At 56.6% G+C, this 17,882-nt stretch carries 18 protein-coding genes and 1 other RNA gene; 8 read left to right on the top strand and 11 right to left on the bottom strand.

All coding sequences use genetic code 11. The annotated features are described in order from the left end of the window. Positions 1-51 precede the first annotated feature (51 nt). A complete protein-coding gene (locus C3418_RS01530; RefSeq protein WP_029314185.1) occupies positions 52-390 on the top strand; it encodes an outer membrane protein assembly factor BamE in 339 nt (112 codons plus the stop codon). A 100-nt stretch (positions 391-490) separates the two neighbouring features. Further along, the gene (locus C3418_RS01525; RefSeq protein WP_010673976.1) at positions 491-1,126 is read left to right on the top strand and encodes an NAD-dependent epimerase/dehydratase family protein; all 636 of its coding nucleotides are present in this window, start codon (positions 491-493) and stop codon (positions 1,124-1,126) included. Positions 1,127-1,193: 67 nt separating this feature from the next. On the opposite strand, the gene C3418_RS01520 is transcribed toward C3418_RS01525, so the two are convergent. Both C3418_RS01520 and C3418_RS01515 read right to left on the bottom strand, forming a co-directional pair. Beyond that, entirely contained in the window at positions 1,194-1,550 is a 357-nt protein-coding gene (locus C3418_RS01520; protein WP_010673975.1) for an RnfH family protein, read from the bottom strand. Then, the gene (locus C3418_RS01515; RefSeq protein WP_010673974.1) at positions 1,543-1,977 is read right to left on the bottom strand and encodes an SRPBCC family protein; all 435 of its coding nucleotides are present in this window, start codon (positions 1,975-1,977) and stop codon (positions 1,543-1,545) included. Before C3418_RS01515 ends, C3418_RS01520 begins: the two co-directional genes overlap by 8 nt. A 248-nt stretch (positions 1,978-2,225) precedes the next feature. On the opposite strand from C3418_RS01515, the gene smpB reads away from it, so the two are divergent. Together smpB and ssrA are read left to right on the top strand one after the other, a co-directional pair. Then, complete coding sequence (gene smpB / locus C3418_RS01510) at positions 2,226-2,714, top strand: SsrA-binding protein SmpB (protein ID WP_010673973.1); 489 nt, start codon at positions 2,226-2,228, stop codon at positions 2,712-2,714. 121 nt (positions 2,715-2,835) lie between these two features. Beyond that, positions 2,836-3,195: a transfer-messenger RNA gene (ssrA, locus tag C3418_RS01505) on the top strand. A gap of 208 nt (positions 3,196-3,403) precedes the next feature. Here ssrA and C3418_RS24635 read toward each other — a convergent pair. The 6 genes from C3418_RS24635 to C3418_RS01485 form a co-directional block, all read right to left on the bottom strand. Beyond that, a complete protein-coding gene (locus C3418_RS24635; RefSeq protein WP_258039730.1) occupies positions 3,404-3,526 on the bottom strand; it encodes a hypothetical protein in 123 nt (40 codons plus the stop codon). Between the two features lie 127 nt (positions 3,527-3,653). Further along, positions 3,654-3,785, bottom strand: coding sequence for a hypothetical protein (locus C3418_RS24630; protein ID WP_258039729.1), 132 nt, complete (start codon positions 3,783-3,785; stop codon positions 3,654-3,656). Further along, on the bottom strand, positions 3,782-4,258 hold the full coding sequence (locus C3418_RS01500; RefSeq protein ID WP_103857872.1) for a hypothetical protein: 477 nt from the start codon (positions 4,256-4,258) through the stop codon (positions 3,782-3,784). Before C3418_RS01500 ends, C3418_RS24630 begins: the two co-directional genes overlap by 4 nt. Then, positions 4,255-5,103, bottom strand: a complete 849-nt coding sequence (locus tag C3418_RS01495) for a BRO family protein (protein WP_103857871.1) — start codon at positions 5,101-5,103, stop codon at positions 4,255-4,257. Before C3418_RS01495 ends, C3418_RS01500 begins: the two co-directional genes overlap by 4 nt. Further along, a complete protein-coding gene (locus tag C3418_RS01490; RefSeq protein ID WP_181023051.1) occupies positions 5,100-5,918 on the bottom strand; it encodes a KilA-N domain-containing protein in 819 nt (272 codons plus the stop codon). The genes C3418_RS01495 and C3418_RS01490 overlap by 4 nt, the downstream gene beginning before the upstream one ends. 79 nt (positions 5,919-5,997) lie before the next feature. After that, positions 5,998-6,177 carry a hypothetical protein gene (locus tag C3418_RS01485; RefSeq protein ID WP_103857869.1) on the bottom strand — a complete coding sequence of 60 codons (180 nt, stop codon included), beginning with the start codon at positions 6,175-6,177 and terminating at the stop codon, positions 5,998-6,000. Between the two features lie 182 nt (positions 6,178-6,359). Here C3418_RS01485 and C3418_RS01480 point away from each other — a divergent pair, with 182 nt between their 5' ends. Next, entirely contained in the window at positions 6,360-6,800 is a 441-nt protein-coding gene (locus C3418_RS01480) for a hypothetical protein (RefSeq protein WP_146054086.1), read from the top strand. Between the two features lie 12 nt (positions 6,801-6,812). After that, positions 6,813-7,469 carry a hypothetical protein gene (locus C3418_RS01475; RefSeq protein ID WP_103857867.1) on the top strand — a complete coding sequence of 219 codons (657 nt, stop codon included), beginning with the start codon at positions 6,813-6,815 and terminating at the stop codon, positions 7,467-7,469. A gap of 1 nt (position 7,470) precedes the next feature. On the opposite strand, the gene C3418_RS01470 is transcribed toward C3418_RS01475, so the two are convergent. Continuing rightward, positions 7,471-7,656, bottom strand: a complete 186-nt coding sequence (locus C3418_RS01470) for a hypothetical protein (RefSeq protein WP_103857866.1) — start codon at positions 7,654-7,656, stop codon at positions 7,471-7,473. A gap of 144 nt (positions 7,657-7,800) precedes the next feature. On the opposite strand from C3418_RS01470, the gene C3418_RS01465 reads away from it, so the two are divergent. Further along, entirely contained in the window at positions 7,801-7,980 is a 180-nt protein-coding gene (locus C3418_RS01465) for a hypothetical protein (protein ID WP_103857865.1), read from the top strand. Next, a complete protein-coding gene (locus tag C3418_RS01460; protein WP_103857864.1) occupies positions 7,980-8,378 on the top strand; it encodes a type II toxin-antitoxin system death-on-curing family toxin in 399 nt (132 codons plus the stop codon). Before C3418_RS01465 ends, C3418_RS01460 begins: the two co-directional genes overlap by 1 nt. Before the next feature lie 32 nt (positions 8,379-8,410). Here C3418_RS01460 and C3418_RS24625 read toward each other — a convergent pair whose 3' ends face one another. Both C3418_RS24625 and C3418_RS01440 read right to left on the bottom strand, forming a co-directional pair. Then, entirely contained in the window at positions 8,411-16,990 is an 8,580-nt protein-coding gene (locus tag C3418_RS24625; protein WP_258039726.1) for a PLxRFG domain-containing protein, read from the bottom strand. A 152-nt stretch (positions 16,991-17,142) separates the two neighbouring features. Continuing rightward, positions 17,143-17,882, bottom strand: a 740-nt coding sequence (locus tag C3418_RS01440; protein WP_219812682.1) for a hypothetical protein, incomplete at its 5' end; no start/stop codon positions are given.

The following is a 17,882-nucleotide window of genomic DNA, read 5'->3' as shown; positions in this document are numbered from 1 at the left end:
TGGGTATGATTTGCCGAGCTAAAAAGACTGTATGGATGATCTGAACCCGATATGCGGATGAAACACCTGATTGCCGCGGCCCTGACCGCCCTCACCCTGTCCGGTTGCAGCCTGGTCTATCGCATCGATATTCCCCAGGGCAACTATGTGGAACAAAAGCAGGTCGACAAACTGCGCCAGGGCATGACCCGCGAACAGGTCGAGTTCGTGCTGGGTTCTCCCATGTTGCGCGACAGCTTTGACCCCAACACCTGGTACTACCTCTATGAGTTCCAGCCCGGTCGGGGCGACAAGGAGCGCAAGGAGCTGACCCTCAACTTCGTGGGTGACAGACTGGCCACCGTGACCGGTGATTTCCCTCTCCCTGCCGCCTTCACCACACCGCTCTAGATGACATTACAAAACCGGCTTCTGCCGGTTTTGTTCTCTCTGGCCCCGGTGATGTCGCCGGGCCACACTCTGGATGCCTCATTGCCCCGAGGAGATCATCATGAGTCGATTCCTGATTGCCGGCGCCACCGGTCTGATTGGCAAAGCCTTGCTGCGCGAGCTGGGAACGGAGCACGACCTCCTCCTGCTCTGCCGCAAACCGGGCGACCCCGTTCCGGGACGCACCTGGCTGCCCACCTCGTTCGACGCGCTGGACAGATTGACGCTGCCCTCCCCTGTGGACATTGCCTTCTGCTGCCTTGGCACCACCCGCAAGGATGCCGGCTCGGCCGAGGCATTTCGCCGGGTCGATCTCGACTATGTGCTGGCCTTTGCCGCGCTCGCCCGTCGTCACGGCTGCCGCCGCCTGCTGGTGATCTCCAGTCTGGGCGCCAACCCGGGTTCTCCTGCCCTCTATCCCCGCACCAAGGGCGAGATGGAGCAGGCTCTGCTGGCCCAGGAGTGGCAGCGGCTCGTCATCCTGCGCCCGGCCATGCTGCTCGGCCATCGCGAACCTGCGCGCCGTTCGGAGCAGATCATCCAGGCCATCTATCCGCTGGTAAAGCCCCTGCTGCGCGGGTCGCTGCGCCGCTGGCGTGCCATCGAGGCCAGCCAGGTGGCGCACGCCATGGCGCGCCTTGCCATCCAGGAGAGCGGAATAGAGACGGTGGAAAACGAGCGCCTGCTCACCCTGTGATGCCCCGCGCCGGGCGAGACGATCACAAAGGGGCGCCACGGCGCCCCTTGTCACAGCCCATCACCCGTCAGGTGCCGGCATCGTCTCGCTTGCGGTGCACATCGGGTCGCCCGCCGGTGACCACATCGGCGCGCCCCTCTTCCTTGGCTTTTTCCGCACGTTTCTTGCGCATCTCCTTGGGGTCGGCGATGAGAGGGCGGTAGATCTCGATGCGATCCCCCTCCTGCACCGGCTCTGCGCCCTTGACCGGACGGCTGTAGATACCGAACTTGTTGACCGACAGGTCGATCTCCGGGTGCTTTTGCAGGATGCCGGACTGTTCGATGGCCGCCAGCACACTGGTCTCTGGCGAGACCCTGATGCACAGCACCGTCTGCCGCTCGGGCAGGGCATAGGCCACTTCGATATTGAGGAGCTCAGACACCGTAAACCACCTTGGCACGATTGGAGAAGGCGAGCACCATGGAGCTCACCAGCTCGCGGAAGATCTGGCCAAAGGCCAGCTCAATGAGCTTGGAGGTGAACTCGAAGTCGAGATCGAACTCCACCTTGCAGGCATCCACGTCCAGGGGCGTGAAGGTCCACCATCCCGCCAGCTTGCTGAAAGGCCCCTCCACCAGCTCCATCTTGATGGTGCGATTGGCATCGAGCTGGTTGCGCGTGGTAAAGGTCTTGGCGATACCTGCCTTGGCCACATCGACCGAGGCCATCATGTAGTCTTCACCTGACTCGTGAACACGGCTGCCGACACAGCCGGGCAGGAACTCAGGATAGGCATCAACATCATTGACCAGCCGGAACATCTGTTCCGCGCTGAACATCACCAGGGCACTGCGAGTAATACGGGGCATGGGTTTTCCTCATCCAATCGGCCCGATTTTATCACCTTGTCAGCCAAAATCACCGCCGAAACTGTTCGCGGGTCACCAAGCAGGGCAATCGCACACTTTCCGGCCAGTGTGGCCTGCTCTCGCCCCGCCCTTCCCTCAAAATCGTCATCGAACTGCTCACAAAGCCGCCACTCGGAGCGCTGTGCGTTTTACAGCCGCCGCCACCCACGTATAATGCGCCTTCCTAAACATTGCCTAAGGCCCCCGTCATGAGCAAAAAGAACAGTAAAAACAAAGCCGGGTCCAGCACCATTGCACTCAACAGAACCGCCCGTCACGAGTACTTCATCGAAGAGCGCGTGGAAGCCGGTCTGTCCCTGCAAGGGTGGGAAGTGAAGTCCCTGCGGGCGGGCAAGGCCAACATCAGCGAAGCCTATGTCATCTTCATGCAGGGGGAAGCCTTCCTGTTCGGCTCCAGCTTCCTGCCGCTGAACGCCGCCTCCAGCCACGTGGTATGCGATCCGACCCGCACCCGCAAATTGCTGCTCAGTCGCCGTGAACTCGACAAGCTCGAGAGCCTGACCGCTCGTCAGGGCTACACCATAGTGCCGCTGGCCCTCTACTGGAAAGCGTGCTGGGTCAAGGTCGAGATCGGCCTGGTGAAAGGCAAGAAAGAGCACGACAAGCGGGAAGACACCAAGGCACGGGAATGGGACCGTGAGAAGGCCCGCATCATGAAGAACAAGCACCGCGGTTGATTGTGCGCCGCCGGCCCCCTGCGGCGACCAATAAACCAGCAATCGACCGGCCAAGGCCGGTCGATTGCCATCAACGCCTTGCCATGACAGGATTTTTGCGTACAATCCCTTTTGACAACTTGGGGCTGATTCTGGATTCGACAAGATTCACGAAACCCAAGGTGCATGCCGAGGTGCGGTAGGCCTCGTTAATAAACCGCAAAAAAATAGTCGCAAACGACGAAAACTACGCACTCGCAGCTTAATAACCTGCGCTGAGCCCTTCTCCCCTAGCTTGCCTGTGTCCTAGGGAAATGGAAGGTCATCCTTCACAGGATCGTGTGGAAGTCCTGCTCGGGGCGGAAGCATTAAAACCAATCGAGCTAGTCAATGCGTGGCGTGTCTCTCCGCAGCGTGTTGGCGAATGTAAAGAGTGACTAAGCATGTAGTACCGAGGATGTAGTAATTTTGGACGGGGGTTCAAATCCCCCCAGCTCCACCAATTTAACTAGGACACTGACAGGACAAACCAAGAAAAAACAGCCACTTAGCAAAAACATAGCGACAGTGACTGGACCAAAACTGGAATCGAAATGATCCACTGGTGATCCAAGAGCAAGAAAGCCTGCAGAAATGCAGGCTTTTTTCTTTTCTGCCATCCAGGCATAGAAAAGCCCGCACAGTGGCGGGCCAATCCGAATCCTTCCGCATCACGCTGACACGGTGGCTTCATCGCGTAGTTTTTCCAGAATGCGCGCGATCTTGCTCTCCTCCTCAGGCGCCAGGTCCAGCGTCTCAACAAACTCTTCCAGTTCGCTTAGTAGTGATTCCATCCGATTTCCCCCTTGCTCTCCCAGTCTCTCGACTGTGAAACACTGTATACACATACAGTAAACTTCTTGAATTTATCATTTTCGGACTGATTTGGGTATTAAAAATGGGGCCGCAGCCCCATCAGTATCAGTCAGCCTTGTCAGGCATCATGCGCTGGATCCTGTCAACAAGCGCCCTGCGATCCTGAGGACAGAGGTCGATAACCTCCAATTCCCCCAGCAGGGCATTCAACTCAACCTGCAGTTGGGCGGCGCTCATTGCAGACCTCCCATGAACTCGGTGACGAAGTCTGGCATCACAAATGTCACGCCAAGGGTACTCATCATCAGGTCATCCATCACCCCAATCCCGGCCTCTGAAAGCCAGCATGTGTGGTCATCAATTACAGTCAGGCACATGTACAGCTCTGTCAGTTTAGACGCAGTGATTTTACTTCCGCCCTCGCCATAAAACTCAGCTTCGAGCGTGCAGCTCATTGTCCACTCAATATCCTCCAGTGTGAGCAGCTTACTGACAGTGCCATTGTTGAATGCCCTACCGTTGAATAACAGGTACGCAGCAGCCAGCGTTGTTCTTGCCGCACTCAAAACAATTGGGGGGCTTTCACTCATGCTGAGAGCCAGTGACACAGATTGCATGGCATCACGAAACCCCGACAGGCGTCTTTCCTTCTCACCGTCACTGACGCTATCTCTGAATCTAAAAACTGGGTAAATAGGCTGGCTGCTCATGCGGCCCCCTTGATCACTTTGTCCTGGGTGAACAGACCGTCCCAATCCTTCTTCATGGGGAGCTCACCTTTCAGGTAGATCTGATAGATCCGTACCGCCACCTTCTGCAACAACACAGGCGTGAAATAGATGAAGGGGTCGAAACCATGCCGCTTCTGCTCATGCTGCTCCTCGGTGAGGTAGGTGTCACGGGCGTAAGATGCGGCGCGCCAGCGCTTGCCGGAACGGCTTTCGTTGTACAACCAGCCGCGATCTTCAAAATAGGCGCACACCTGCTGAGAGTTGACGCCGTTGAGCATCTTGCAGAACTGTGGGATGGTCATACCCTGGCGGAATAGGCTCTCGAGTGAGTCGATCTGCGATTGCTGTTGCTTGTTCTCAATAGCCAGCACCTGACCGCGCTCGTACTCCTCAGCCCAAGCGCGAGCAGCGGCGGCCGGGTTGCTGAAGTCAGGCAGGTTGGCGGCCGGTGCGCCATAGCTGCCTATCTTGCGAATGCTCGGCAGCACTTCGGAGGTGACCCAGCGTTTAAAGCGTTTGGCTTCTAATTTCGTGCTGCCGAAGATGGCTTGATAGAGGCCTGACTCATTTATAAGTGATTGATTGACATAGTTTCCTCCAATTTGGAGCACCCTCTTGTTCTTGTCATCTTCATCAATCAGCTTGTTCATGTTGTTGGTTTGCGCATACCCCAGTACGGCGGCAACATCGCTGGCCACAAACCAAGGCTCGCCCTGTTCGTCGGTGATGATGCGGATCTGGTAGTTCTCGAAAGACTTCATGATCAGGCTGCCGCCGTCATTCTGCGGCCCTGCCAAAACTTTGGTTTGCTGATGAAGGTTCATGCCGCACCCCCAACTTCCAGCAGTGTGATGATCTCGCCAATGGCCTTCATGCCTGCGTCGTTGTAGCGGAACGACTCCACCTGCTTGGGCGAGTTTGGCGATTTGTCGAGAAACACCTTGCCGTATTGCTCGGTTTTCAAGCCGTGCTCATTGGCGAGGCGGCCCACCTTGTTGGCACTGATGCCGTAGCGGTCGCCCACCTCCGTGGCTGTGTAGTAATGCTCAGTGAGCAATGGCAGCGGAATGATGTCAGCGCCCGCCACTGGGTTAACCAGTGATGCGGTAATGGTTTGGCGAGACACATCGCTCAGGTGGGGGAGCAGATTACAAATTGCCTGAGCATTCTTGATCTGCTGATCGAGCGCCTGAGCGCGCAACGTGACAGCCTTGGCTAACCGCATGTCATCCAGCGCCGCCTTGGCTGCCTTGCTACCCGAGAGCTCAACCGCCTTTTCAATGTCGCCGTGGCGCAGGGCTTGAGCTGCGGCATAGACCTGCACTTCAAATGAGGCATCGATCCAGCCGGCATATTTCATGGCTACCAACTCGACAGCCCAGGTGCCACCGTTGCGGCCCTTTATAGATTTAAATGCAGCGATACCTGCACTTTCTGAAACGACACGGGCAAACTCTCGGTTTGTTTCTGCATCAAAGAATGCCCCCGGACGCTGGCTCTCGGTCGCCTTACCCAACGCCATAGCGGCCTTGTGTAGATCGTTGAGGCAGTACATGCCGTCAGCCTTCACTGCGATAGAATGGCTCTCGATAACGATGGCATTGACTTTCGTTTGTCTATCCGATTGATGTATAGTCATACCGTAGTCCTTACTTTGCTGGTTAGGTTTACATCCCTCGGCCTTGGCGGCTCCACCCGTCTTGGCCGAATTCTTTCTGCTAAAACTTGAACTCATTCAGGTTTACCTCTCCCCTTTTTACCAGTGCATCCAGTACCGCCAGTCTGTACATCACCTCTGCTGCCAGCGTCCTGAAATGTTGGTCTGCATTCTCGCTATACTCCGCGATCATCGCTGGCGTCATGCGTATCTGTATTGGTTTTTTCTTCTCGCTCTCCACCTTCTTCCTCTCTTGGTTGTCGTTTCGACATGATGAAGATAATCCAACAAATCACCGCATGCAATGATTTTTCAATACCATATGTGAAACGAAGCGCTTTGACTCTCATGCGCTGCATGGTAAATACTTGTCGCCATTGAAAAATGCTGATGACTATCCCAATCGGCACATTAGGACCAGTTATGGCTATCGAGAAAAAATCAAAGAAGAACACTACTAGCGTTAACCTCTCATTGAGGCTAGATCCGCGCTCTAAGTACCTGATTGATCTAATGGCAAGACATCAGAAGCGGACGATTACAGGGGTGATTGAGTGGGCTGTTGAACGCGCCGGTGCTGAAGCCATCTTCGATATCGAGCGCGGCGATAGCTTTTTAGAAGTGATTGATAGGTTATGGTCAACCGATGAGTCGGTTCGCTTGGCTAATCTTGCTATGGCTCGCCCTGACCTCCTGGATTACGACGAGCTCAGAATCTGGGAAACCATCAAAGCATCCCCGGATCTTTGGAGTACCAGTGGTCAACTATTGTACTCAACTTTGCAGGAAGAGTGGGATGGCCTGTTAGAGCACGTTGAACAGCATCGACTAAGTCGTGCTGTTAAACCCTATTTGATTTTGTGATGGAGATCACGAGTGGAGCCGCATAAGGATTTCGTTGGTGATAACACGTATCAAAAAAGGAACGCCAGGAAACACAAAATCCGCAATATCATTGAGATAAAAAAAGATGAGTCAGCGCTGCCGTGCTATAGCAAAGAGCAGTATGATGCCGACGCCATCGAGGCAAAGGCAAATATGTACGGGTGTTTGTTTGGCATCGCATTTATAGCTACGCTAGTGCTATTTACGTTGGCAACCTCATACATTTGTGAACTGCTGGCACCAAACAATAAAGCCCTACCTTCTCAAATAGTAGGTATATCTGCGTTGGCTATCATCACTATTTATTTGGCTCGAAAAATGACGACCATGGTGAAGAATCTAGTGGGCGCAGTTATATCAATAGCGCCAGCTTTGACTATGAGTGGCATTCTGCTAGCCTCCATTGCTTACCTATACTTGGGGTTTATTGGCATTTCATATTTTATTGGGTATGGTTACGCCACTCTAGCGATGGTCGTAATATTGCTCTTTAGAATGGCCCCGATAATACCCATTGCCGTATTCTTTGGTGCTCTTCATGGCCTTGGCTGGCACTGGATTGCATCACTTGCAGCTGCATTGCCTGGTGTGGCGTTATTTTCTGCCTTTGGCGTCGTAGGGTTGTTTTCATTGCTCAGAGGAAGGTAGTTCACCCCCTCCAGTGCCGCCCAAACATCGCGAACATGGCGCCGGTGATGATCCACACCCCCAAGAAGGTGTCTGTGCTACCGATCAGGCAGGCGATGATAAACCCCATTGCCACCCCCTCCATAATGCGGCCAGCCAGAAACCATAGCGCCTCTTGAATTCCTTCGACACACTCTCTCACCGTCATAACTCGCTCCCTGAAAATACCCCCAGCTTACATCTGTCACTGGGGGTCAGCCAGGGCCGCGCAACGGAATTGGACATCCCACCGGTTGTCGATTTACCATTTATGGTAAAGTCTCACCATGCGACATCAAGAGGTAGCCACAGCATGAAAGACAACACCGTCAGCAACAAATATGGATTGCCACAAGTGCAGAATCGGCCGCAGATCAAAGCTGAAAAGAACCTGTGCCTGGACGGTGAAGAGGGTCGCCAGATCATCAAGTCTGAAACCAAGCTGACACTGAAAACCCACGAAAAAACCTTCACCCGTTTGGCTGACATGTAATGGACATCATCCAGTTTCCTCCCGCTCGGGTGCTGGAGATTAACCACTACATTCTTGGTGCGTCGCCTGGTCATCAGGGTCCTGCCAGCATCGCGTTATTGGAGGGGGCGCTTGGCCGCATCGACAATGCCATCGCCTACAGCGGGCTAAACGATGTGTTTCTCATCGCTGCAAAGTACGCAATGGCCATCGGTACCGCTCACGCCTTTTCAGATGCTAACAAGCGCACCGGGCTCGCGGTCTGCCTTGAGTATCTCTCCCTCAACGACTTCGAGATTGAAAGAGATAACGAGAAGCTGGCAGATGCAATGGTTGACCTTGTGCTCGGCGAGCTGCCAGAAGAGTGGTTTGCCGATATCCTTTACGCGCTTTGGTTAGAAGAGCAAAAAACCGCCTGATTCCCTTTTTATCAGGCGGCCGCCATTCCCCATCAATCTGCGAAGCGCCCCTCCTCTCTCAGGTATTCGCGGTTGCGATTGAGGTATACCCCACCCTGAGTGCGCTCGTTGCTACGAAGCTTTGACTTAAAGGACAACGCCAAGCTCTTGCCGGTGATGCGCTCGTGAGGGTGGTGGATGGCATTGAACATCTTGATGCGCTCCAGTACCTCTTGCACCTCGTCCATCTCACCGCTTTTGCGGGCCATGTAATAGTCGGTCAACAACTGGGAGCGCTTATCCGCGATGCGCTTCTCCTTGCCCTTGATGTATTCGCGGGCGTCGTAATTCTTGGCCATTTGGGCGCTACCGAAACCCAGCCCCTGCATGGCGACGTTCCAGGTCGCAACATCATCCATGATGATGTCGCCTTTGATGGTCTGCTCCCCCTCTGTCGCTTGGCGATAGGACTTGGCAACGTCGCGAATCGACTTCGGCAACATGGTTTCCAGCCCGCGCTGAATATGGCCATCCGTCATCTGCCCTGTGCCCCGCGCCAGGTTGATGCCAATCCCGGCAACCGGGCCCAGCAGTTGCTGAACAGCGTGCCATGCCAGATCGTCCCCTTCGGTGCCCTCCTTGGGGCTACGCCACCACAGATCGCCCAGCCCGGTGCGGCCGGCAATGCTGAGGTTGGTCAAGGCATCCATCGGCCCTTTGGCTAGCAGCTCCCCGGCGCGGGGCCCGAGCGCCTCGGTCAGTGCCAGGCGGAATGACGCTTCACCGCTGCGGTCATCATCGTCGTCTAGCCCTGCCGCTATCGCGTAGGCGGCAAAGGTCAGTGGAGTTGGCAATCCCATCACCCCCGCCATCACCCAGTGGGTGGCGAGCACGCCACCAAGGGTCTTGGCTGCAAGCTTGCCATCGGCAATCGCTCTGAGGTCATCTTGCGTCAGCTCCTTGCCAAGCACTCCCTTCTTCCAAGCCTTCAACGACCCAGCTTTGGCTGCTTTGATTGCATTGGAGTAAAGAACGTAGGTCATCATCTGGCTGTAGATCTTGAACTGGGTCAGCACCTTGGTGATGTCGTTGCGCATGTAGCGTGGTCGGTTGCTGGCGGCGTAGTTGCCGTGGCCGTCATACACCATTTCAGCCACCCGGTCAGCGTATTGCTGGCCATTGAGCGTCGGCTCCGCCTGCTTGAGCAAACGGTAGGCGGCCAGGGCCGCCACCTCACGGTTGAGCACCTCGGCGTTGTGGAAGGTGGCCCCCGCCCAGCGCATGGCTCGGCGCCAGCGTTTCCCCATCGGCTTGGCATCTTGCTGGTCAGTGTCAGCCTTGGCAGCAATGCTGTGCGCCTGGGTGAGATCCAGCGCCCCTGCACGGTAAAGCCTATCCAGGATGGCCCGCTCATCCGCTGGCAACGTGGTAGAGCGCGTCAGTGAGTGCCACGCTTCGGTAGTGCCAGCCTTGAATTTACCGTGCTTCACATAATCCCCCAGCGCCTGGGTCATGGCGGCAGCAGACTTCGCAAAACCATATTTGGCTCCCAGCTGGGGCAGCATCACGGTGAAGTTCTGGGTCATGTTGACCACAGCAGAGGCAACCGATGGGCCGATGTAGTAGAGAAAGCCGATATTACCGGCAGAACCCGCCCACGCCTTGCCGGTCGGGTTCATGTTCAGGTCATGGCGCTTGTTCATCTCATTGAGCACCTGCTGAGCGATCTCCAGGTCTTCTGGCTTGAGGCTGCTTGGCTCACCAGCGACACCAGCCCGGATCTGCTCGCTCAGCTTGTCCAGCTCCCCCTGCATCTTGTGGCCATAGCGGATCTTGGATACGTGGCGGGCATAGTGGTAGACGCTGTTGAGGTAGGCTCGGTGTGCATCTCGGCTGGCCCCCTTCACCCGACGTCGGTGAATGGCATGCTTGGCGTAGGAGGCATCCGGCATCATGCGCAGCATCGCCTGCCATATCTCGTCTTTCAAGGCGCTCTTACTGACCCCATCGGCGCTATCGAGGAAGCTCAGCATCTCCATGCCGAGCTGGTTCGCGTTGGCGCTATCGCCACCGCCCTCCTCTTTGACCGTCATCACCGCGTTGTAACCGTCACGCTGGTACTGCTTAACCGCCTGTTCGGCGTCGGCTCGTCGCTCAAAGTGCTCGCGGACGTACTCGTCCCCCTTGCGAGCCTTAACCACGTAGTCGCCGTAGCGGGTCAGCGGGAAGTAAGGGCCATGCTGCAGGGCGTGCTCCATCTTCTGGCGCATCTCGGCAGCCATGGCACGCCCTTGGTTTACACCCAGCAAATCCTCCAGTCGCTGCTCAATCGCACCACGCAGGGATTCCCATTGCTTGGTGTAGGTGTCCTGCATGGTGTCGTACAGCGCCTTGGCCTTGGGGGTCAAGGCTTGATACTGGCGGGCCAGCTCGGAGTGATTGCGCTCGATGATGTGAAGCTCCGCTTCATAGGCCGCGCGCGTCTCCGGCTTCTTGGCCCGCTCCAGCTTCTGCTTTGCCTCCTGGTAGTAGCTGTTTTCATCCAGTGACTTGTCAGGGTGCAAACGGGCCATGGTGGCATCGTGCATCAGGTTGGAAAGATCTGCCTTCTCCTGCTTGCCGAGCGCATCCCACAGAGGGTCTATCCGGGTTTCTGCATCCAGCAGAATGTCGTTGCGATCAGCCTCCATCTGGGTGCGCAAGCGCTGATACTGGGATACAGCCCCGCCCGTGATATCTCGGTAAACTTGGTCAATCTGCAGGTCGGTCAAGGTCCCAAGCATCAACGGTCGCCCCTGCTTGAGCCAGTTTTTTACTGAGCTAAGAGCAGCTCCGGCTTGGTAGACCGCCTTTTGCTTGATGGATTGCTCAAGAGTTTTAGAGTCGTCGGCTGCGGTATTGGTTTGGCTAAAGCGGACATCCGGGTTGGACTTGGAATATTCGCCATTGTTTCCGATGGCAGATTTAATTTGCTCAGGGGTAAAAACTACGTATTCGAGGCCATCACCAATGATGGCACCATCATGCCCATTCGCTCTGGCCTCGCGCAGATAATTACCTTGCTCTTCGAGGCTCATCTCGTCCAGATAGACTGGATTATTCAATTTCAGGTAGACGGGAATGATGTTGGCATTAGGTCGATTTTCGGCGTAATCGTTGGCGAGTGTCTTGTCGGGGGTAAAGAAAAATCCCCCGGCGTCTTTTTCTCTACCATTATCTTCACCATAATAGAACGATTGATTCTCGACCGCATCACGCGTATTAAACGCAGTAATATCTGATTCTGTTGCGTGATAAACAACAACTGGATTGCCCGCACCATCTCGCATCAGGCTATTCCCAAACCAACGCCAGAAGTTGCGAAGCCCCTCCTCGGTTTGGTGGATTGGCTGCCCATCATGGTTTATGGTCGGTCTCTCCACTCCGCTAACATCAAGGGTTTTTCCAACCGAGTCTTGGCTTATTTCTGTTGGAAGATCTACCTCCTGGCTGAATTTCTTGTCGCCGTCCGGACCATTATCATCCGGCCCGGAACGCTTGAGCTTCTTGCCCAACCCTTCGATGAGGGAGCGGGTCTCCGCGGCGGTAATGCCATCAGGTACAAAGCCGACCGCACGCAGCGCCCGGGTGACCCAGGCTACCACCTGATCCCAGCCACGGCCCCAAGCCCCCTGTTCCAGTTCGGCGAGGTGGGCCACCACTTCCTCGGCTTGGGTGCCGATGTCCTCATCGGCGTAATGGGTGTTCACCCAGTCCCACACCGGCTTCATGCTGTGGTCCTTCTGGGACTGGATGAGGCGGCTCATCAGCTTGGTGTATTCCCCGTCACCCAGGACATTGGCCAGGCCATAGTGGGCCAGCACCTCATGGCGCAGGATCTCGCGCATCCGCTTGGGGTCGGAGATGGTGTCGGCAGCCACGTGCAGGGTGCCTGCATCGTCGTCAAACGCCGCGCGACGGATCAATCCGTCCTTGGCATCCAGCCCCAGGGCCCCTTCAAGCTCTGCTTGGGTGGCGTGGATCTGCACCTTGATGCCGCTCGCCCCCCGGTACTGCTTGAACCAACCATGGGAAACCAGCTCAGCCTCTTTACGGGTCAGGTGCTTAGCCGGCTTGTCCCCTTGTGCCATTGCCTGCTTTGAGAAGCGGATGATGCGCTCGGGCTTGTCATCCTTGGCTGGCTCATCGGCTTGTTTGCCGATCACCTCCTTATCACCGCGGATGTTCTGGCGGGTGCGCTCACCCTTGCGAATGCCCTTGCTCACGGCCCGGATCAGGCTGTCGAGCTCGTGCTCCTTGATAGGGCCCTTGACCAAACCGATCTTGCGCAGCAGGCGGGAGAAGGTGGCCTTGATATCGTTCCAGGTCTGGATGGCGCGAGAAGGCAGTTCCCGCTCGGCGAGGCGGGCAAACGCCTCTTCAGCGACCGCCAGTTCCCGCTCGTGCTCCTTGATCGCATCGAGCTGGTCACCCAGATTGCTGGCATGCCTCCAAGCGGGGGCAAGCCACGGCTCCTTTTGTGCTGCGATCAGCTTCTGGAGCAGAGCCCGCTTATCTTCTGGCGCAAACGTGTCCAGGCCGTAGTGACCCAGCAACTCATGGCGTAAAGTTTTGAGGAGGTCCGCTTTCGCTCCCAACTCCACTGATTCTCGTAGTCGTCCCTTCTGCAAACGAAGAGCGGGAGATCCAGAAACGGTCCCTCTGGCATTTCCTGCGACGACGGTGAAGAGGTCGGCGGAGGGGTGATAGGCACCCTTGGTGGTTCTGGCGGTATCGGAATCGTCGGCGACGTTTCGGTAGATTTCACTGACCTTCTCCCTGATAAACGGCTTCAGCGGAATGTTTCCGTTAAAGTCCGCCAGAAAATCGTCCACGATCCGCGTCGCTTCGTCAACCGATAGCCCTTCATAACCTCCTTCCCGCTGCTGGGACATCCGTACTTTCTTGGCGCGAGTGACGGGGTCGCCCTCCATGGGAGGTGCTGCCACAATGTTGGGGTTATCGAGCGGCCGCTTGATGGCTACCGGCTCGCCAGGGTTGCGTACCCGGCCAACGGCAGCGGCCAGCACATCAGCCTTGATGCCGTCCAGCCCCCAGCGCGCATCATCAGGGTTATCCCCATGCTCGATGCCCAACTCATCCGCAACCGCGATAGCTTCCTCATCGGCCAACGCGTTGGCATCAACAGGCTCACTCTCCATGGAGTCGGCTGGTTTGGTGGTGTCCCCCTCCTTCACCCAGCGCTTGAACGATTCCACCGGCATCGCCTTGATGGCACCCAGTCCTTTCCAGCCCGCCTCGTAGTTGCCAAGGTAGCCTTCCCGGGCGGCCTGCTCATCGGAAAAGCCCATCATCACCTTGTGTTCGTCAAACTTGCCGGTTTTGGGGTCAACCTGGTCCACCACATAGACCGTCTCGCTATCCGGCTTGTCACCGATGAACACATCGACATGATCTCCGTCCGCCCCCAGGGTGCGTTTAATGTAGCCGTAGTCATGGGTCATGGTTGACTGCCATGCCTTGCCATCCTGATCGGTACCGGATCTGGTGGAGCCTTTGGGGTTCTCGAGCGCAATATCCAGCCCCTGCAGCTTGATGTGCCCCTTCTTGTAGTTCCCCGCTTCCTTCTGTGCTTCGGTGGGCTCCGGCGCTATCTCGGCGCGGGCCGCTTCAATCTGCCGCACCGGTTCACTGGTGGCAGGCGTGGTGAGCTGTCGCACCTTCGCTACCGAAGTCGTGGACACTACCAGGCCACCCTTGCCCGGGATCGCCTTCACGCCGTTATCCTTCGCCCACGACTTGAGGGCCGCCACTTCCCCTTCCAGGGTGATGGTGCCGTCAGGGTTATCGATCATCCCCGACCATGGTGTCGGTGCCGCCGCTGGCCCGGCAGTCGTGCGAGCTTGCTCAGGTTGCACCTCTTCAGATACAGCAACCCCGGCAGGTGCCGGGGCTGTCAGTGCATTTTCCTCTCCTGGTTGGGTGACAGGTACAGGTGCAAGAGAAGCGCCATCTGCCGGATCTCCGGGTCCAGCTCGCTCCGCGAGTTCGGCAGGGGTTTGTCCAACACCTGTTGCAACCGGATCGCCTGCTCCAGGCTGATCACCTGGTCGCTCACTGCTGATTGCAGGTATCGGGGTAGGCTGGCCATGGGTCACCTCGGATTGTTCGCTGGAAGGGATAACATCCCGGTAGCCGGTATCGACGGCCGGTGCGAGTTGTTGGGGCTGGCTGGGGGTGGGCTGTTCGGTCCTCACCTGCTCCACTTCGGCTATCTCGGCCACGCCAAAGCCACCGCCATTGAGGGGGACCGGGATTTCCTTGCCCTTGCGGCTGGCCATGGCAGCCTCTTTCTCGCTGGCGAACGGCTTGCCTTTGCGGGTAATGCGAAGGGTCCTGAGCGGGCCAAACACGCTATCTGTGGCGCTGCCAGCCTTGGCGATGGACTGCGCGACCGGGCTGCGCGGATCCCGAATGGACTCCTCCCCCAGGGTGCTGTCAACCTGATCGCGGGACAGGCGCGGCGGGGTGTAAGCGCTGTTGCGCGGGTCAGCGCCCGGCGTGCCAGCGGCAAAGATGGTGTCTGACTTACCTATCATGGGGCGATCATCGGCCTGCTGCTGCGCTCGGGTGGGAGACGGCCTCGCCTCTTGCTGGCGCTGGTCAGCCCCGTAGATCACATCACGAAATGGCAACTCGCTGCCCACCTCGCGCCCTTCACCCTCTATAGTGGCTCCGGGCAGTGCCTCGGCAGCGTAATACCGCGGATCACGCTCTGGCGGAAGCAGGTCGCCTTCCTGCCCGCTCTGCCACCGGGTGCGCTCTGTGCCACGAAACTGCGGGCCGGGACCGGCCTGATGATCATCGTGATCCCCTGGTGCAGCCAACGCCTCTCCCTTGGGCTTGGCATTGGCGTCACCTGCAAAGATCACATCCTTGAGCGGCAGGGCTAGGCGCTGGTTCTCCATGGCCACTTGCTGGGCACTCTTGTTACCCGCGAACGGGTCAAGCCCGAGCTCGCCAGCCTGAGCTCGCTCATAAAGGCTCTTGCCCTGATCGCCAGCCTGCATCTGGGAGGCAACCAGCTCCTGCACTGACTGGCCAAACTCACCAGCCAGGGCGCGCTGCACCTCGCTATCGGCAGCCATGCCTTTGAACCGCTCTGCGGTATCGTCGCGGCGCAGGTAGGCCGGCACATCACGCAGCTCGTCAAACTGGCTGGCGCTGGGGCCGAGTGGGTTTTGATCGCTGCTTGCTTGCGGCGGATCGGCCAGGCCATCCACGGCAGCGTCTAGATCGGGGTTGGCCATCATACTGGCAGCTTGCTCTGCTACTTGTCTTGCAGTGGCATCATCAACACCGCGATTTTTCATAGATCGCTCAACAACCTCAACAGCCTGCTCCGGCGTCAGGTTATCCTTATTGGCATGCAGCACTTTGGCAAATTTTGCAGCAGCGCCGCCCATCGCGCCCCCGGCCATGACACCACCCGCCGCGCCATGTAGACCAGCGTCCAAGGTGCCGGCCATTGGCTCCACCAACTGCTTACTTGCCATCTGGTTCTGAGTGGTGTTGCCTACATACCGATGCAGCCATTCCTCACCAAATTCACCAGGAGCTTCGGTTGCGGCCCCTTTCAGCATGCCACGGACAGCACCGCCAGCACCTGAACCAAGCATTGTCTTCACGATGGTTGCGTCACCAAGCATGGTCCCCATCGCAGCGGCAGCAATGGTCTCCGGCTTTGACTTCGCCATGCTTGACGACAGTTCTGCGTATCGTCGCTGCGCCTCTTCGACCTTTGCGGCCCCATCAAGCTCGGCAAATTCTGGGTCTTGGCTGACCTTCTTCAATTCCCCAACAAAGATTGGCGAGTCGATCAAATCCATTGGGTTGCTATTGATAGCCGTTTCATAAGCGCCATCACCGGCCTGGCCCACTGACATCCCCATGCCAACACCAAGGCCAGCGGTTGGATTCTTGGTGATAGCGGCCGTGGCCACAGTCGGTATTAGCGAACCGACAGCTTGCGCCGCAACGCCTGCCCATGCTGCCGGGTCCCCGGCCCCTCGCCCAAGCTGGCCACCCTTGAAGAGCTCTGGGTTGCTCATTGCCTCCTGCATATCTGGTGAGGTTGATTCAATGATTCCCTGACCAACCTCCTTGATGGGCTCACCAATAAACTTTGCTGTCGGCTTTATCGCTTTGTCTGCAATGTCACCAATAACTTCCGCTCCCTTCAATGGCTCAGCAAGCGCAGATAAACCTGGCAGCGCCGCTACAGTCAGATCCTTATTTTGACCATCACCTTTCGGCAGAGACCCGCTGTCCTGCAGCTCTTTTACCCGCTCGGAAACCCGCTGGCGCTCTTTACCTTCTGGGTCGAAAGTGTCATTCAACCAAGTCAGGGCAGTATCAATGACCCCACCCTCTTCAACCTTGTTCATCGTTGGATCAACAAGACCACGGGCTCCGCGAGCAATGTCGCCAGCACTTAGATTCGAGATCAGAGAGCCGGTCCCCTTTACCGCAGCACCAGCGATCCCTTTGGCGACATCGATGCCCCCCACCTCAAGGTTACGCTGGCTGAGCTTGTCATCCCAGTAGGCATCGAATTCGTTGGTTTCCGCCATGATATCCTCGGATTTTTTGCAAAAGAAAAGCCCCGACCGGAGAACCGATCAGGGCTTGATATGGTGAGTGCTGGCCAATGAACAGATTGGCCGAGTATGGAGAGATGCTAACGCTGGCAGGCTAAATGTTCAACCAGCAGCGGTGGTTATAATCACTGCTTCCCGCCACCCATTATCGCCTCGTAAGCCGACCGCTGGCGTTGCGTCTTGATGATGGACTGGTATTCATTTTCAAGCTGCTCGGGTGTATAAGTGGAAAAGTCAAAGCCGCGACTCACTGCTGAGTCAATAAAGCTCTGCTTTCTCTTATCACCACCAACCCACCCATTTACTTGCTCAGGTAGCCTTGATCCAGTATCAGCTCCAGCACCGGGAGCGTCAGCCTTTTTACCACCCATATCAAATATTTCTTTGGTGTCGCTGATCTGTGTCTCTGCGGCCACTCGTTCTTCTTTAATTGCGACCTGCTTATCCTGCTCGGTCATATCACTGCGCCGGATTTGGCTGATAGCCTTTGCCGTGTCTGCGTTGATTTTTGATACCGCACTCCTGAATCCCTTGTGGTCAACTGGTGGCTTCATCCCTGTCTGTACGAGGTAGTTATCCCATTGCTCTGGGTTTTTCTGGATCTGCTGACTGACCTGATATGCCTTGCCAAAGTGATTAATGAATTGCTGCGGGGTAAACTCCTTGATGGGGTCGCTAGGGTCACCAGTTCTTCCCTCTGTGATTGGCGCATCCTTCACTATGGACTCACCGGTTTTGCAGGGCGAGATCGTGAACATTTTGTTAAAAATTAAAAATAGTTTTTTGCCTACAAAACAAATACTTATAGGCCTGTGATATGCAGTTAACTTTATAGTCAGGATCGCCTTCACACTTTTTAATCGTC

The organism is Aeromonas sp. ASNIH8 (genome assembly GCF_002919855.1).
Lineage (GTDB): Bacteria > Pseudomonadota > Gammaproteobacteria > Enterobacterales > Aeromonadaceae > Aeromonas > Aeromonas caviae.
The sequence above is the reverse complement of the archived record's forward strand: the minus strand, read 5'-3'. Positions and strand labels throughout refer to the sequence as shown.

Coding starts and splice junctions, on each gene's coding strand:
- C3418_RS01530 (WP_029314185.1), top strand. CDS start 52: ATGCGGATGAAACACCTGATTGCCGCGGCCCTGACCGCCCTCACCCTG.
- C3418_RS01525 (WP_010673976.1), top strand. CDS start 491: ATGAGTCGATTCCTGATTGCCGGCGCCACCGGTCTGATTGGCAAAGCC.
- C3418_RS01515 (WP_010673974.1), bottom strand. CDS start 1,977: ATGCCCCGTATTACTCGCAGTGCCCTGGTGATGTTCAGCGCGGAACAG.
- smpB (WP_010673973.1), top strand. CDS start 2,226: ATGAGCAAAAAGAACAGTAAAAACAAAGCCGGGTCCAGCACCATTGCA.
- C3418_RS24635 (WP_258039730.1), bottom strand. CDS start 3,526: ATGGAATCACTACTAAGCGAACTGGAAGAGTTTGTTGAGACGCTGGAC.
- C3418_RS24630 (WP_258039729.1), bottom strand. CDS start 3,785: ATGAGCGCCGCCCAACTGCAGGTTGAGTTGAATGCCCTGCTGGGGGAA.
- C3418_RS01500 (WP_103857872.1), bottom strand. CDS start 4,258: ATGAGCAGCCAGCCTATTTACCCAGTTTTTAGATTCAGAGATAGCGTC.
- C3418_RS01495 (WP_103857871.1), bottom strand. CDS start 5,103: ATGAACCTTCATCAGCAAACCAAAGTTTTGGCAGGGCCGCAGAATGAC.
- C3418_RS01490 (WP_181023051.1), bottom strand. CDS start 5,918: ATGACTATACATCAATCGGATAGACAAACGAAAGTCAATGCCATCGTT.
- C3418_RS01480 (WP_146054086.1), top strand. CDS start 6,360: ATGGCTATCGAGAAAAAATCAAAGAAGAACACTACTAGCGTTAACCTC.
- C3418_RS01470 (WP_103857866.1), bottom strand. CDS start 7,656: ATGACGGTGAGAGAGTGTGTCGAAGGAATTCAAGAGGCGCTATGGTTT.
- C3418_RS01465 (WP_103857865.1), top strand. CDS start 7,801: ATGAAAGACAACACCGTCAGCAACAAATATGGATTGCCACAAGTGCAG.
- C3418_RS01460 (WP_103857864.1), top strand. CDS start 7,980: ATGGACATCATCCAGTTTCCTCCCGCTCGGGTGCTGGAGATTAACCAC.
- C3418_RS24625 (WP_258039726.1), bottom strand. CDS start 16,990: ATGGCGGAAACCAACGAATTCGATGCCTACTGGGATGACAAGCTCAGC.